The following is a 15,038-nucleotide window of genomic DNA, read 5'->3' on the forward strand; positions in this document are numbered from 1 at the left end:
CTATGGCACGCGTAACCGTTCAGGACGCAGTAGAGAAAGTTGGTAACCGTTTTGACCTGGTGTTGGTCGCTGCACGTCGTGCACGTCAGATGCAGGTAGGCGGTAAAGATGCGCTGGTTCCAGAAGAGAACGATAAGCCAACCGTTATCGCCCTGCGCGAAATCGAAGAAGGTCTGATCACGACCCAGATTCTGGATGTCCGTGATCGTCAGGAACAGCATGAGCAGGAAGCCGCTGAGTTACAAGCCGTTACCGCTATCGCTGAAGGTCGTCGTTAACAGCACTTCGCAGGTCGCCCTTGTATCTGTTTGAAAGCCTCAATCAACTGATTGAAAAATACTTGCCTGAGGAGCAAATTAAGCGCCTCAAGCAAGCTTATCTAGTCGCGCGTGATGCCCACGAGGGTCAAACACGCTCCAGCGGCGAGCCTTACATCACCCATCCTGTTGCTGTCGCCTGCATTCTGGCCGAGATGAAACTCGACCATGAAACGCTAATGGCGGCGCTGCTGCATGACGTGATCGAAGATACGCCCGCCACTTACCAGGATATGGAACAGCTGTTTGGTAAAAGCGTTGCCGAACTGGTGGAAGGTGTATCCAAGCTCGATAAGCTGAAGTTCCGCGACAAGAAAGAAGCGCAGGCTGAAAACTTCCGCAAAATGATCATGGCAATGGTGCAGGATATCCGCGTCATCTTGATCAAACTGGCTGACCGCACGCACAACATGCGCACGCTCGGCGCATTACGTCCGGATAAAAAACGCCGTATCGCGCTGGAAACGCTGGAGATTTACAGTCCTCTGGCGCACCGCCTTGGTATTCATCACCTGAAAACAGAACTGGAAGAGCTCGGCTTTGAAGCGCTCTACCCCAACCGTTTCCGCGTGATTAAAGAGGTGGTGAAAGCGGCACGCGGTAACCGAAAAGAGATGATTCAGAAGATCCTCGCTGAAATCGATGGTCGCTTACAGGAAGCAGGAATTCCCTGCCGTGTAAGTGGACGCGAAAAACATCTCTATTCGATCTACCGCAAAATGCACCTGAAAGAGCAGCGTTTTCACTCGATCATGGATATCTACGCCTTCCGCGTCATCGTGAAAGATCTGGATACCTGTTATCGCGTGCTCGGACAGATGCACAGCTTGTACAAACCGCGTCCCGGACGCGTGAAAGATTACATCGCCATTCCCAAGGCCAACGGCTATCAATCGCTGCACACCTCAATGATTGGCCCGCATGGCGTGCCCGTTGAAGTGCAGATCCGTACCGAAGATATGGATCAGATGGCAGAAATGGGTGTGGCTGCACACTGGGCTTATAAAGAGACCGGTGAAATCAGCGGTACCACCGCACAAATTCGTGCCCAACGCTGGCTGCAAAGCTTACTTGAGCTGCAGCAAAGCGCCGGTAGCTCGTTTGAATTTATTGAAAGCGTGAAATCCGATCTCTTCCCGGATGAGATCTATGTGTTCACGCCGGAAGGCCGCATTGTCGAATTGCCGGCGGGCGCCACGCCAGTCGATTTCGCGTATGCGGTGCATACCGATATTGGTCATGCCTGTGTTGGCGCGCGTGTCGATCGTCAGCCTTATCCGCTGTCACAGTCGCTGACCAGCGGTCAAACCATTGAAATTATTACCGCACCGGGCGCACGTCCGAATGCTGCCTGGCTCAATTTTGTCGTCAGTTCTAAAGCACGCGCCAAAATTCGTCAGTTGCTGAAAAACCTTAAACGTGAAGACTCCGTCAACCTTGGCCGTCGTCTGTTGAGCCACGCGCTCGGCGGCAGCAAAAAGTTGGCAGAGATTCCGCTCGAGAATATTCAGCACGAACTTGAACGCATGAAGCTGACTGCCATCGATGATTTGCTGGCAGAAATTGGCTTGGGTAACGCCATGAGCGTGGTCGTGGCGAAGAACTTGCTGCAGTCAGGCAGTGAAGCGCCGCAGAGCAACAGCAAACGCAAAAAGCTGCCGATCAAAGGCGCAGATGGCGTGTTGATTACCTTTGCCAAATGCTGCCGCCCAATCCCTGGCGACCCGATTGTGGCGCACGTCAGTCCCGGTAAAGGTCTGGTGGTGCATCACGAATCCTGCCGTAACATTCGCGGCTATCAAAAAGAACCTGAAAAGTTCATGCCGGTAGAGTGGGATAAAGTGATTGATCAGGAATTTGTCGCTGAGATTAAAGTCGACATGTTCAATCATCAGGGCGCGCTGGCGAACCTGACTGCGGCAATCAATACCGCCGGTTCCAATATTCAGAGCCTGAATACTGAAGAGCGTGATGGTCGCGTGTATAGCGCCTTTATCCGCCTCACCGCGAACGATCGCGTCCATCTGGCGAATATTATGCGCAAAATCCGCGTAATGCCGGACGTGATCAAAGTTCACCGAAACCGTAATTAGTCCATGAACGCTCAACGCTTTGCCCGAATTCAGGAGATGCTGGCCTTGCGCCAGCACGATCTCACCGTCTGCATGGAACAGGTGCATAAACCGCATAACGTTTCTGCGGTGATCCGTACCGCCGATGCGGTAGGCATCCATGAAGTGCATGCTGTTTGGCCAAGCGTACGGATGCGTACCATGGTTTCCGCTTCTGCCGGCAGCAACAGTTGGGTAAAGGTCAAAACGCATCGTCATATCGCCGAAGCGGTCCGTCATCTGAAAGAGAGCGGCATGCAAGTGCTGGCGACTAATCTGTCGGCCAAAGCGGTTGATTTTCGCGAGATCGATTACACCAAACCAACCTGCATTTTGATGGGTCAGGAAAAAACCGGTATTACCGCTGAAGCACTGGCGCTGGCCGATCAGGACATCATTGTGCCGATGGTTGGCATGGTGCAGTCGCTCAATGTTTCGGTGGCTTCGGCGCTGATTCTGTACGAAGCACAACGCCAGCGGCAGAATGCCGGAATGTATCAGCGCACCTACAGCTTGCTGGATGAAGATGAGCAACAGCGTTTGCTGTTCGAAGGCGGTTATCCGGTGCTGGCGCGCGTCGCTAAGCAGAAAAACCTGCCTTATCCGCATATTAATGCCCGGGGCGAGGTGGAAGCTGACACCGAGTGGTGGGCCACCATGCAATCGACAGGTAGAAAATGAAAGGCCGTCTGCTGGATGCCATCCCGCTCAGTACCCTGACCGGCGTCGGCGCCAGTCAGGCGGGAAAGCTGGCCAAACTTGGCCTGTTTACCATTCAGGATTTACTGCTGCATCTGCCACTGCGCTACGAAGATCGCACCCAACTTTATAAAATTAATGACCTGCTGCCGGGCGTTTATGCCACGGTGGAAGGTGAAGTGCTGAGCAGCGAAATCACCTTTGGTCGCCGTCGCATGCTGGTGTGCCACATCAGCGATGGCAGCGGCATGCTGACCATGCGCTTCTTCAATTTCAATGCCGGGATGAAAAACAGCCTGTCACCGGGCAGTCGCGTTACAGCCTATGGCGAGATTAAACGCGGTCAGCGCGGTGCTGAAATCATTCATCCCGAGTATCGCATACAGGGCGAGCAAGGCGGCGTGGAGCTGCAGGAAACCCTGACGCCGGTTTATCCCACCACCGAAGGCATTCGCCAGGCGACATTGCGCAACCTCACCGATCAAGCGTTGACGCTGTTAGAGAGTTGCCCGATTGCCGAACTGCTGCCGTCCGAACTGAGCGGCGGGATGATTAGCCTGCCAGATGCACTGCGCACGCTGCATCGTCCGCCGCCGGATATGCGTCTGAGTGAGCTGGAAACCGGCCGCCATCCGGCACAGAAACGCTTAATTCTGGAAGAGCTGCTGGCACATAACCTCAGCATGCTGGCGGTACGTGCCGGGGCGCAGCGCCATCATGCGCTGCCGATGACCGCTCGCCACGAACTGGTTGATCAACTGCTGGCGGCGCTGCCCTTTTCACCGACCGGTGCGCAAAACCGTGTGGTGGCAGAAATCGAAAAGGATCTGACCAACGATTTTCCGATGATGCGTTTGGTGCAGGGCGATGTGGGCTCCGGTAAAACGCTGGTGGCCGCGCTGGCCGCCTTGAACGTCATCGCGCACGGCAAACAGGTGGCGCTGATGGCACCGACCGAATTGCTGGCCGAGCAGCATGCCAACAACTTCCGCCAGTGGTTTGCGCCACTGGGAATTGAAGTGGGCTGGCTAGCGGGCAAGCAAAAAGGCAAAGCGCGCGAAGCACAGCAGGAAGCGATTGCCAGCGGCCAGGTCGCGATGGTGGTTGGCACGCATGCGCTATTCCAGGAGCAGGTGAAATTCAACGGTATGGCGCTGGTGATCATTGATGAGCAGCACCGCTTTGGCGTGCATCAACGCTTAGCGCTGTGGGAAAAAGGCGAGGAGCAAGGTTTCCATCCACATCAGCTGATTATGACCGCGACGCCGATTCCGCGCACGTTGGCGATGACCGCTTACGCCGATCTGGATACCTCAACCATTGACGAATTACCGCCGGGACGCACGCCGGTGACCACGGTGGCGATTCCCGATAGCCGCCGCAGCGAGATCATTACGCGTGTGCAAAGCGCCTGCCATGAAGGGCGTCAGGCTTATTGGGTGTGTACGCTGATTGAAGAATCCGAAGTGCTGGAGGCGCAGGCGGCGGAAGCAACCTGGGAAGAGCTAAAAGTGGCGCTGCCAGATTTGCAGGTCGGCCTGGTGCACGGCCGCATGAAGCCTGCCGAAAAGCAGGCGGTGATGGCAGCGTTTAAAGCCAATGAAATCCAGTTGCTGATCGCCACCACGGTTATCGAAGTGGGCGTGGATGTGCCAAATGCCAGCCTGATGATTATCGAAAATCCGGAACGCCTTGGTTTAGCGCAGCTACATCAGCTGCGTGGTCGTGTTGGTCGTGGGGCCGTCGCCTCGCATTGCGTGCTTCTATACAAAGCGCCGCTCAGCAAAACCGCGCAAAAACGTTTGCAAGTCTTGCGCGACAGCAATGACGGCTTTGTCATTGCCCAGCACGATTTGGAGATTCGCGGTCCAGGTGAAATGCTCGGCACGCGTCAAACCGGCAACGCAGAGTTTAAAGTGGCTGATTTGCTGCGTGATCAAGGCATGATTCCCGAAGTTCAGCGCGTGGCGCGCCATATCCATCAGCACTATCCGGAACAAGCGCAGGCTCTTATTGAGCGCTGGCTGCCGGAAACCGAGCGCTACAGCAACGCTTAATCCGTCGTATTGGCCTTATCAATAGCCATAAAATCCCCGACAAACTTCTGTAGCAGACGTGCTAATTCGGCGCGTTCTTCATCCGGCCAGCTTGCAAACAGGTTTTGATAAATCTGCGCGCGCGCCGCATCGATTTTGTCGGTCATCGCTTTACCTGCCGCAGTAATTACTGCTTCATTCACCCGTTTATCTTTGCCATTTTTCTGGCGCTTCGCCAGCCCTAACTCCTCCAGCTTAGCCACCTGACGACTCACCGTGGTGTAATCGCGTCCGGCACGCTCTGCCAGTTCCACCACGCCAATCGGGCCGAAGCGCCCGATCTGAATCAGCAGCGGAAACAGCGCGCGATCAAGCTGAATATTCGACTCTTTAATCAATAATTCATCACGTTGCGGACGGTTAAATGTCCCCACAATCATCAGCAGCGCGTTGTGCAGATCATCGAATGATGCACTATTATGTGTATTTTGCACACTTTCCATTGACGTTATTCCGAGGCAAGCCTAATGTGTGCATATTACACATAGTTTACGTCTAACAGAAGGTGAAAGCATGAAAGCAGCGATAGTTTCTGCGGCAGGTGAACAGCCCGTTTACGGTGATTTCCCTGAACCGCAGGCCGATGAAAACCATGTGGTGGTCACGGTGAAAGCCGCCGCCATCAGCCAACTGGCAAAAGCACGCGCCGCCGGCACGCATTACAGCGCGGCCGCGCACTATCCCTTCATTACCGGCATTGATGGTACTGGCACGCTGAGCAACGGCGATCCGGTTTACTTCCTCGCCTTTACAGCGCCGTGGGGCAGCATGGCGGAAAGAACCTTAGTGCCTGCCGATAGCATCGTTCCGCTGCCGGCCACACTTGATCCGGTGCTGGCTGCCGCGCTGGCGAATCCAGGCATGTCCTCCTGGGCGGCATTAACCCGACGCGCTCAGCTGCGTCACGGTGAAACCGTGTTGATCAATGGCGCTACCGGCACGTCGGGCGGTTTGGCGGTACGTATCGCGCAGCATTTGGGCGCAGGCAAAATCATCGCCACCGGACGTAACCGCGCCGCGCTGGAGCAACTGCGCGCACAGGGCGCGGACATCACGCTCACGCTGGATGAATTACCGGGCGCGTTACCGGCGTTAATGAAAGAAGGCGTTGATGTGGTGCTGGATTATCTCTGGGGTCAGAGCGCGCTCGATATCATGCAGGCCGCAGTGGCAGGCGGTGAAAAGACGGTGCGCTTTGTACAAATCGGTTCGCTGAGCGGTCAGGAAATCACGCTGCACAGCAAGCTGCTGCGCTCCTCCGGATTGACGTTGATGGGCAGCGGCCTGGGAAGCGTCTCGGACAAGGAGCTGATTACCTGCATTGGCGAAATGTTGACAGCGGCCGCCGAGAGCGATTTTTCCATCGCCTTCAAGATGCGTCCATTAAGTGAAGTGGCGCAGGCGTGGCAGGAAGAGGATAGCCGCTGCCGCACGGTGTTTACGCTTTAGATCAACGGAAGTAAAAAGGGGCATTGCAAACGATTGCTTTCACAACGCAACCGTTTAAAATCGCCCCTTTGTTGTAATTGAGAACGTCCACCATGTCCGTCAATACCGCTGAAACTCGCCAGCCTGCCAGCGCTGCAAGCCCGAAAAGTGAACTGATTTACCGCCTCGAAGACCGTCCACCGCTGCCACAAACCTTGTTTGCTGCCTGTCAGCATTTGCTGGCGATGTTTGTCGCGGTGATTACGCCCGCATTGCTAATTTGCCAGGCGCTGGGTTTACCGGCGCAGGATACGCAGCACATCATCAGCATGTCATTGTTTGCCTCGGGCGTGGCATCCATTCTGCAAATCAAAACCTGGGGGCCGGTGGGTTCCGGCCTGTTGTCGATTCAGGGCACCAGCTTTAACTTCGTGACGCCGCTGATCATGGGCGGCATGGCGCTGAAGAATGGCGGCGTTGATGTGCCGACCATGATGGCGGCACTGTTTGGTACGCTGATGGTAGCGTCTTGTACCGAAATGGTGCTGTCACGCGTGCTGCACCTGGCACGCCGCATCATTACGCCGCTGGTTTCCGGCATTGTGGTGATGATTATTGGTCTGTCGCTGATTCAGGTCGGTTTGACCTCCATCGGCGGCGGCTTTGCCGCCATGAGCGATCACTCGTTTGGTGCACCGAAAAATTTGTTGCTGGCGGCTTCGGTGTTGGTGGTGATTATCCTGCTTAATCGTCAGCGTAATGCCTATCTGCGCGTTGCTTCACTGGTGATCGCGATGGCGGTAGGTTATGCGTTGGCTTGGACACTGGATATGCTGCCTGCCACCAGTACGCCAGCCGATCAGCCACTGATTGCCGTGCCATCGCCGCTCTACTACGGTCTGGGCTTTGACTGGAACCTGCTGATCCCGCTGATGTTGGTATTTATGGTGACCTCGCTGGAAACCATTGGCGACATCACCGCGACCTCTGATGTTTCCGAGCAGCCGGTCAGCGGCCCGCTGTATATGAAGCGTCTGAAAGGCGGCGTGCTGGCCAACGGCCTCAACTCCTTTGTTTCGGCGCTGTTCAACACTTTTCCGAACTCCTGTTTTGGCCAAAACAACGGCGTGATTCAGCTTACCGGCGTCGCCAGTCGCTATGTGGGTTTTGTCGTGGCGCTGATGCTGATCGTGCTGGGCCTGTTCCCGGCAGTGAGCGGATTTGTGCAGCACATTCCAGAACCGGTATTGGGCGGCGCGACCATTGTGATGTTCGGTACTATCGCCGCGTCTGGCGTGCGTATCGTTTCACGTGAACCGCTGAATCGTCGTGCCATCATGATTATCGCGCTGTCGCTGGCAGTAGGTTTGGGCGTTTCTCAGCAGCCGCTGATTCTGCAATTTGCCCCGGACTGGCTGAAAACCCTGCTTTCATCTGGCATTGCGGCCGGTGGTATCACCGCCATCGTACTGAACCTGATCTTCCCGCAAGAAAAGTAATCTCGCAGGCAGGCTTCGGCCTGCCTGATATTTATCCGCATTTACATCCAGGCTGTTGAGCTGTAACGGTAATTCAGGCATAACAACCACTCACCGGATAAATATCGGGATGGATGAGTGCGATGAAATTTTTAGGCAAGTTTTTCCTTACTTTACTGCTGCTAATTCTGCTGGCGCTGGTAGTGCTGTATGTGTTGCTGCAAACACAATGGGGCGCAGGTTGGTTTAGCCGCTGGGTAAGCGATAAAACTGCCTGGCATCTCTCTCTCAGCAAGATTGAGCACGACTTTTCCTCCCCTTCGCACATCATTCTCGATGACTTCAGCTTTGGCCATGATGGTCAGCCCGCTGTATTGGTGGCGAAACGCGTTGATCTCGGTCTCGCGCTGGTTCAGTTTAGCGATCCTCTGCACTTCAACAGCATCGAAGTGCGCGACGGCGAAATCAATCTTGCCAATCAAGCGCCCAATACCACGCTGCCCATCCAGGCCAATCGCCTGCAGCTGAACAATGTGCGTATTGAGAATCCACAAAGCACTTTGCCGATGAGTGCTGAGCGCGTGAATGGCGGTCTTCTACCTTGGAAACCGCTGCCTAACGACGTACTGGGCAGCGATGCGCAGTTCCAGATCAGTGCCGGAACCTTGACGCTGGACGGCGTACCGGGCAACAACGTGCTGTTACAGGGCAGCATTAAGCAACGTCGTCTGGTGCTGAGCAATATCGGTGCCGATCTGGCGCGCGGTTCGATGACCGGCAACGCCGAGCGTGATGCGCAGGGCAACTGGAAAATTGACCAACTGCGCCTGAACGATATCCGCCTGCAAACGCATCAAAACCTGAGCGACTTCCTTAATCCACTGCGCGATGTGCCTTCGGTGAGCATCAATCGTCTGGATATGACCGATGCGCGCCTGCAAGGGCCCGATTGGGCGGTAACCGATCTCGATTTAACGCTGAAGAACATTACCCTGCGCGGCGATAGCTGGGAAAGCGACGGCGGTTCTCTTTCCATGAACGCCGGGAATTTTATTAACGGCGGCTTTGAGCTTAACGATCCGATCGTCAATGCTGACCTCTCCGCGCAGGGCATTGCCCTCACCCAGTTCAGCTCGCGCTGGGTCAATGGCGTGGTGCGCGCCAGCGGTAACTGGTCGCGCAGCGACAAGCGGCTGACGCTGGATGAACTGGCGATCGCCGGGCTGGAATATACGCTGCCGCAAAATTGGCGCGATCGCTGGCAGCAAGCCCTGCCGGATTGGCTGGATAGCGTGCTGATCACGCGTGCCACCGCTAACCGCAACCTGATTATTGATATCAATCCAGCGTTCCCGTTCCAGATGACGTCACTGGATGGTAGCGCGGATAACCTGCTGCTGGCACGTCAACATCAATGGGGAATTTGGGCTGGGAAAGCCAGCTTTAACGCCGCCGAAGCTACCTTCAATCGTACCGATTTGCGTCATCCGTCGATTGCGCTGAATGCCAACGATCAGCAGATTCAGGTGACTGAAATGAGTGCCTTTAACGGCAGCGGTTTATTGGAAGGTACCGCGACGGTTGGACAGGATGTGCCACGTCCGCTAACGCTGAATCTGAAAGGACAGGCTGTGCCGGCAAACGTGCTGGGGAACTGGGGTTGGCCAACGCAGCTGAGCGGTAACAGTAATTTGCAGCTGCAGATGAAAGCGTCGCTGAACGCCAGCGCGCCGCTGCGCCCAAGCGTGGATGGCACGTTGTCGGTGACCACCGATACACAAGCCGTGCAGCAGACGATGCGTGGCGGTCAGTTGCAATAATTTAAAAACCAGGTCGCCATGAATGGCGACCCTACGTTTATAGAGCTGGATTTTCCTAGGGTGCGCATGCATGCGCACCTGGATAACCGGGCATTTTTGCGTAATTGAGCGGTATCAGTTGATACGCGCCCCGGAGCCGCCTTCTTCCAGTGAACCATCAGAATCGGCGGGCAGAACGATATACACCCCTTCGAAAACCGCGCCTAACTCTTCATCACCAAACAGCTCAACTTCCATCTGCACGCGCGCTTTACGGCCACGTGCCAGACGATCAAGATCGCCGCTGAGTGAGCCGAGATCGGCAATCGCGCCCGGACGGCCGCTGATGGGTTTGCTGTAGCGAATATGCGCATCTGCCAGAATGATAGTACCGCCGAGGTGACGCTCGCGCAGCAGCAGCCAAATCAAGCCCCAGCCAGTCAGCGTAGCGAGCGAGAACAGGCTGCCGGCGAATAAGGTGTGATGGGGATTCTGGTTGCCCGCTTCGGGCATGGTGGTAACGAATTTCTGCCCGGTATATTGCAGAATGCGCACGCCCATTTTTTCACTCAGCGGGATGTGTTCATACCAGGCTTGCTGCAGCTGGCCGCACCAGTCGGCGCGATGCAGAATATCGTCGAGCGTCACGACCGGTTTGATCATCAGGAAGTGGCGCACCGGCGTGGTTTGCGGTGCAGTGATTTCACCCTGATTGACGTAGCCTAGCTTGGCAAAGAATTCGACGGCGTCTTCACGCGCACTACAGGTGACGCGCTTTGCCCCTTCCTGACGTGCGACCGATTCCAGCGTCATCGCCACGAGCGTGCCAAGACCTTTGCCCTGCACGGAAGGATGGACCGCGAGGAAGCGAATTGCCGCTTCGTTTTCCGCGTTGATATACAGACGACCAATCGCCACCGGTTTGCCCTGCTCATCCACCACCATTTGATGATGTGCTAGCGCATCCCAGGCGTCGCGCTCAGAACCCTGCGGCTGACGCAGCGGCTTTCGTAACATTTCCCAGCGGAACTGGTAATACATATCCAGCTCTTCCGCCGTTTGCGGTACGCGAAGATGATACATAAAGTGATTCTCTCGTTCGGAGCTTGCGTGGCTAAGTCCTTGCCGCTCGGCTGAAAACCTCACACCTGTAACCAAAAGGTCACCGGACCATCGTTTACCAACGAAACCTGCATATTGGCGGCAAAGCGTCCGTTTGCTGTGGATACGCCCTGTGCCCGGCAGCAATCGCTAAAGTATTCATAGAGGCGATCGGCTTCCGCCGGTTCAGCGCCGCCAGAAAAAGAGGGACGCATGCCTTTATTGGTATCCGCGGCGAGAGTGAATTGCGATACCACCAGCACGCTGCCGCCAGCCTGCTGCACATTGAGATTCATTTTGTCATTCTCATCCGCGAAGATGCGGTAGCCCAGAACGCGCTCGGTTAAACGCTGCGCTTTTTGCTCGTCGTCGCCCTTTTCTACACCCAATAACACTAATAAACCGGCACCAATTTCACCCACTGTCGCGCCATCAACGCTGACACTGGCGCGGCTGACGCGCTGAATCAAAGCAATCATGTTTCCTCACGTTCTTTATCGCGTTCCTGCTGTTTTAACTGGCGATAGTCATCCAGGGTGACGGTGATTTCCGCGCCTAACAAAACAATACACCACGACCAGTACACCCAAAGGAACAGAATAGGGATAACCGCCAGAACGCCGTAAATTAACTGATACGAAGGGAACATCGTAACATAGAGCGCAAAGCCTTTTTTGCCCAGCTCGAACAGCAAGCCGGCAACGATAGCGCCGATCAGTGCATCGCGCGTGGGCACACGTCGCGTTGGCACAATGCTATACAGCAGCCAGAAAGCGAGAATGGAGAGGAACAGCGGGAAGATGCGCAGCAGATGATCAATCAAACTGGTGACGCCGGTGACATTCACCCAACGCAGCGACAACAGATAGGAGCTAAGGGCTAAGCTTGCGCCTGCCAGCAGCGGGCCGAGCGTTAAAATCATCCAGTAAACGGCAAACGAATAGACCAATGGCCGCGGCTTGTCACTGCGCCAGATGGCATTTAACGCACTGTCTACCGAATGCATCAGCAGCAGCGCGGTGACGATCAATCCCACAATGCCGACCGCCGTCATCTTATTGACGTTGGCGACGAACTGATCGAGATAACGCTGAATCACATCGCCCGTCGCCGGGATGAAGTTGGTGAAAATGAAGTTTTTTAGCTGCACACTGATATCTGAGAACATCGGAAAGGCGGCAAACAGCGCAAAAACCACGGCAATCAGCGGCACCAACGCCAGCAATGAGACGTAGGCGAGATTACCCGCCTGCGTGGTCATGTTGTCATCATCAATGCGTCGCCACAGCAGTTTAACCCACAAATAAAAGGCATGCGCCGAGTGGCGCAGATGTCGTCGGTTCAGCACTCAGAGACGACCCTCGAACCAATCCGGCACAGTTTTCTCATCCACTACCAGCACGCTCTCAATGCCGAGCGCGCGTGCAGCGTCGATATTGGCCTGATTATCATCAAAGAATACCGCCTGATCGGCCTGGTAACCTTCATGCTGCAGCACATAGTTATAGATGCGGGCTTCCGGCTTACGCATGCCGATATCCTGCGACATATAAAGATGATCGGCCGCCTGCTGCACATCGGGGTATTGCGTTGGCCAGAACTCAAAGTGCAGCTGATTGGTATTGGACAGGATCACCACGCGCTCGCCATTGGCTCGCAGCTTGTTCATGATGGCCAGCGTTTCCGGACGCACGCCAACAAACACCGCCTGCCAGCCAGCAGTAAATTGCGGATAGCTCAGCGCGATATCCAGTTGGTCGCAGATGCGCGCCGCGAATTCGGGATCGCTGATTTCGCCACGTTCGTGTTTCTCAAAAGCCTCATCCATGCGGAAACTGCTTTGCAACGTTGCCAGCGGCACACGCCCCAAATCGCTCCAGACGCCGAGCACACGATTAAAATCGATATCAACAATCACATTGCCTAAATCAAAAATGTACAGCATGACGCCTCTCCTTTATGTTCCCTGGATCATTCACTTTAGCGGCAAAAGCGGCGTCTGAACAGGGACGAGGCGCGGGAAATCAGCAATCTGTAAGCGGGGCCGAACGACCGCAAGCGAGCGTTGTAGCGGATTACAGGCACAAAAAAGCCCCGCTGGTGCGGGGCTTAATATCAGACTGTTTCGCTTACTCTTTGCTGCCGCGAGAAGAACGTTTACGATCGTTCTCGGTCAGGTGACGTTTACGAATACGGACTGACAGCGGAGTCACTTCAACCAGTTCGTCGTCATCGATGAACTCGATAGCCTGTTCCAGCGTCATTTTCTGCGGTGGAACCAGAGTGGTCGCTTCATCAGTACCTGATGCACGCATGTTGGTCAGTTTCTTACCGGTCAGGCAGTTAACTGTCAGGTCGTTAGAACGGCTGTGAATACCGATGATCTGGCCTTCATACACTTCCGCACCGTGACCCAGGAACAGCTTACCGCGATCCTGCAGACCGAACAGAGCAAACGCTACCGCTTTACCCTGACCGTTAGAGATCAGTACGCCGTTCTGACGCTGGCCCACTTCGCCCGGACGAACGTCGTCGTAGTGGCTGAAGGTGGAGTACAGCAGACCAGTACCTGAGGTCATGGTCATAAATTCGTTACGGAAACCGATCAGACCACGGCTTGGGATCATGTAGTCGAGACGTACACGGCCTTTACCATCTGGATCCATGTTTTTCAGGTCGCCTTTACGCTCACCCATCGCTTGCATCACAGAACCCTGATGGGTTTCTTCGATGTCGAGGGTAACGTTTTCGAATGGCTCCTGCTTACGGCCTTCGAACTCACGGAAGATAACTTTCGGACGGGATACCGCCAGCTCGAAACCTTCACGACGCATGTTCTCGATCAGCACTGACAAGTGCAGCTCACCACGACCGGAAACGCGGAATGCATCCGAATCTTCAGTTTCTTCAACGCGCAGTGCAACGTTGTGTACCAGCTCTTTGTTCAAACGCTCCAGGATCTGGCGCGAGGTCACGAACTTACCTTCTTTACCGCAGAACGGTGAGGTGTTCACGTTGAAGAACATGGTTACGGTTGGTTCGTCGACGCTCAGGGCTGGCAGCGCTTCCACATTCTGCGTGTCGCAGATGGTGTCAGAGATGTTCAGCTCGCCCAGACCGGTGATCGCGATGATGTCGCCCGCTTCCGCCAGGGTGCTTTCGATACGCTCCAGACCAAGGTGGCCCAGCACTTTACCGACTTTACCGTTACGGGTTTTGCCTTCGCTATCAATGATAGTGACCTGCTGGTTCGGCTTAACGGTACCGCGTTTGATGCGGCCGATACCGATCACGCCCAGATAGTTGTTGTAGTCCAGCTGCGAGATCTGCATCTGCAGTGGAGCTTCAACTTCAACCTGAGGTGGAGAAACGTGGTCGACGATCGCCTGATACAGCGGGGTCATGTCGTCAGCCATGTCGGTATGTTCCAGACCCGCGATGCCATTCAGCGCCGAAGCGAAGATGATCGGGAAGTCCAGCTGCTCGTCAGTCGCATCCAGGTTAACGAACAGGTCAAATACCTGATCAACAACCCAATCAGGACGCGCGCCCGGACGGTCAACTTTGTTAATAACCACAATCGGCTTCAAACCATGAGCAAATGCTTTCTTGGTTACGAAGCGGGTTTGCGGCATAGGGCCATCCATCGCATCTACAACCAGCAGCACCGAATCCACCATGGACATGACGCGCTCCACTTCACCACCGAAGTCGGCGTGTCCTGGGGTATCAACGATGTTGATACGGTAGTCATTCCATTTGATGGCGGTGTTTTTTGCGAGGATGGTAATCCCACGCTCTTTCTCCAAATCGTTGGAGTCCATTACGCGCTCAGTCGCTTCGGTACGAGCATCAAAAGTACCGGACTGTTGTAGCAGCTTGTCAACCAGGGTGGTCTTACCATGGTCAACGTGCGCGATGATGGCGATGTTACGCAAATTTTCGATCACAGCTTTGCCTCAGGCATTATAGAAATAACGCGGTATTGTACACGGATTAAGCGGAAGAC

General features: G+C 55.0%; 13 protein-coding genes. 7 read left to right on the forward strand and 6 right to left on the reverse strand.

Features of this window, described 5'->3' with window-relative positions; translation table 11 throughout:
- The first annotated feature begins 2 nt into the window (after nucleotides 1–2).
- The 4 genes from rpoZ to recG are packed head-to-tail and all read left to right on the forward strand — an operon-like array spanning nucleotide 3 to nucleotide 5,184.
- Nucleotides 3–278: a DNA-directed RNA polymerase subunit omega gene (gene rpoZ, locus ACRQ84_RS14975; protein ID WP_007885265.1), complete on the forward strand. Its 276-nt coding sequence runs from the start codon at nucleotides 3–5 to the stop codon at nucleotides 276–278.
- 20 nt (nucleotides 279–298) lie between these two features.
- Nucleotides 299–2,410, forward strand: a complete 2,112-nt coding sequence (spoT, locus tag ACRQ84_RS14980) for a bifunctional GTP diphosphokinase/guanosine-3',5'-bis pyrophosphate 3'-pyrophosphohydrolase (protein ID WP_064741547.1) — start codon at nucleotides 299–301, stop codon at nucleotides 2,408–2,410.
- 3 nt (nucleotides 2,411–2,413) lie between these two features.
- Entirely contained in the window at nucleotides 2,414–3,109 is a 696-nt protein-coding gene (gene trmH, locus ACRQ84_RS14985; protein ID WP_483816468.1) for a tRNA (guanosine(18)-2'-O)-methyltransferase TrmH, read from the forward strand.
- Complete coding sequence (gene recG, locus ACRQ84_RS14990; RefSeq protein WP_483816469.1) at nucleotides 3,106–5,184, forward strand: ATP-dependent DNA helicase RecG; 2,079 nt, start codon at nucleotides 3,106–3,108, stop codon at nucleotides 5,182–5,184. The genes trmH and recG overlap by 4 nt, the downstream gene beginning before the upstream one ends.
- Here the strand turns inward: recG and ACRQ84_RS14995 are convergent.
- Entirely contained in the window at nucleotides 5,181–5,666 is a 486-nt protein-coding gene (locus ACRQ84_RS14995; RefSeq protein ID WP_483816470.1) for a MarR family winged helix-turn-helix transcriptional regulator, read from the reverse strand. The two genes, recG and ACRQ84_RS14995, sit on opposite strands and share 4 nt — an antisense overlap.
- 70 nt (nucleotides 5,667–5,736) lie before the next feature.
- Here ACRQ84_RS14995 and ACRQ84_RS15000 point away from each other — a divergent pair, with 70 nt between their 5' ends.
- The 3 genes from ACRQ84_RS15000 to ACRQ84_RS15010 all read left to right on the forward strand — a co-directional run bounded on the left by ACRQ84_RS15000 (nucleotide 5,737) and on the right by ACRQ84_RS15010 (nucleotide 9,949).
- A complete protein-coding gene (locus ACRQ84_RS15000) occupies nucleotides 5,737–6,672 on the forward strand; it encodes a quinone oxidoreductase family protein (protein ID WP_483816471.1) in 936 nt (311 codons plus the stop codon).
- A 92-nt stretch (nucleotides 6,673–6,764) separates the two neighbouring features.
- Nucleotides 6,765–8,150: a nucleobase:cation symporter-2 family protein gene (locus ACRQ84_RS15005; protein ID WP_483816472.1), complete on the forward strand. Its 1,386-nt coding sequence runs from the start codon at nucleotides 6,765–6,767 to the stop codon at nucleotides 8,148–8,150.
- Between the two features lie 122 nt (nucleotides 8,151–8,272).
- A complete protein-coding gene (locus ACRQ84_RS15010; protein ID WP_483816473.1) occupies nucleotides 8,273–9,949 on the forward strand; it encodes an AsmA family protein in 1,677 nt (558 codons plus the stop codon).
- A gap of 114 nt (nucleotides 9,950–10,063) precedes the next feature.
- Here ACRQ84_RS15010 and fabY read toward each other — a convergent pair whose 3' ends face one another.
- From fabY to typA, 5 genes are all read right to left on the reverse strand, one after another.
- Nucleotides 10,064–11,011 (reverse strand): fatty acid biosynthesis protein FabY, encoded by a 948-nt coding sequence (fabY, locus tag ACRQ84_RS15015; RefSeq protein ID WP_483816474.1) that lies wholly within the window; start codon nucleotides 11,009–11,011, stop codon nucleotides 10,064–10,066.
- 59 nt (nucleotides 11,012–11,070) lie between these two features.
- Entirely contained in the window at nucleotides 11,071–11,508 is a 438-nt protein-coding gene (gene dtd / locus ACRQ84_RS15020) for a D-aminoacyl-tRNA deacylase (RefSeq protein ID WP_483816475.1), read from the reverse strand.
- Nucleotides 11,505–12,374 carry a virulence factor BrkB family protein gene (locus ACRQ84_RS15025; protein ID WP_483817933.1) on the reverse strand — a complete coding sequence of 290 codons (870 nt, stop codon included), beginning with the start codon at nucleotides 12,372–12,374 and terminating at the stop codon, nucleotides 11,505–11,507. Before ACRQ84_RS15025 ends, dtd begins: the two co-directional genes overlap by 4 nt.
- 3 nt (nucleotides 12,375–12,377) lie before the next feature.
- Nucleotides 12,378–12,974, reverse strand: coding sequence for a glucose-1-phosphatase (gene yihX / locus ACRQ84_RS15030; RefSeq protein WP_064741557.1), 597 nt, complete (start codon nucleotides 12,972–12,974; stop codon nucleotides 12,378–12,380).
- Between the two features lie 184 nt (nucleotides 12,975–13,158).
- Nucleotides 13,159–14,979, reverse strand: coding sequence for a ribosome-dependent GTPase TypA (gene typA / locus ACRQ84_RS15035; protein ID WP_007885247.1), 1,821 nt, complete (start codon nucleotides 14,977–14,979; stop codon nucleotides 13,159–13,161).
- Between the last annotated feature and the right edge of the window lie 59 nt (nucleotides 14,980–15,038).

The organism is Pantoea sp. E2023-21, assembly GCF_051302795.1.
GTDB lineage: Bacteria > Pseudomonadota > Gammaproteobacteria > Enterobacterales > Enterobacteriaceae > Pantoea > Pantoea ludwigii_A.

What these genes read in the sequence shown, in the direction of transcription:
- ACRQ84_RS15010 (WP_483816473.1), top strand. Translation starts at nt 8,273, where the DNA reads ATGAAATTTTTAGGCAAGTTTTTCCTTACTTTACTGCTGCTAATTCTG.
- ACRQ84_RS15005 (WP_483816472.1), top strand. Translation starts at nt 6,765, where the DNA reads ATGTCCGTCAATACCGCTGAAACTCGCCAGCCTGCCAGCGCTGCAAGC.
- yihX (WP_064741557.1), bottom strand. Translation starts at nt 12,974, where the DNA reads ATGCTGTACATTTTTGATTTAGGCAATGTGATTGTTGATATCGATTTT.
- fabY (WP_483816474.1), bottom strand. Translation starts at nt 11,011, where the DNA reads ATGTATCATCTTCGCGTACCGCAAACGGCGGAAGAGCTGGATATGTAT.
- recG (WP_483816469.1), top strand. Translation starts at nt 3,106, where the DNA reads ATGAAAGGCCGTCTGCTGGATGCCATCCCGCTCAGTACCCTGACCGGC.
- dtd (WP_483816475.1), bottom strand. Translation starts at nt 11,508, where the DNA reads ATGATTGCTTTGATTCAGCGCGTCAGCCGCGCCAGTGTCAGCGTTGAT.
- rpoZ (WP_007885265.1), top strand. Translation starts at nt 3, where the DNA reads ATGGCACGCGTAACCGTTCAGGACGCAGTAGAGAAAGTTGGTAACCGT.
- ACRQ84_RS15000 (WP_483816471.1), top strand. Translation starts at nt 5,737, where the DNA reads ATGAAAGCAGCGATAGTTTCTGCGGCAGGTGAACAGCCCGTTTACGGT.
- trmH (WP_483816468.1), top strand. Translation starts at nt 2,414, where the DNA reads ATGAACGCTCAACGCTTTGCCCGAATTCAGGAGATGCTGGCCTTGCGC.
- ACRQ84_RS14995 (WP_483816470.1), bottom strand. Translation starts at nt 5,666, where the DNA reads ATGGAAAGTGTGCAAAATACACATAATAGTGCATCATTCGATGATCTG.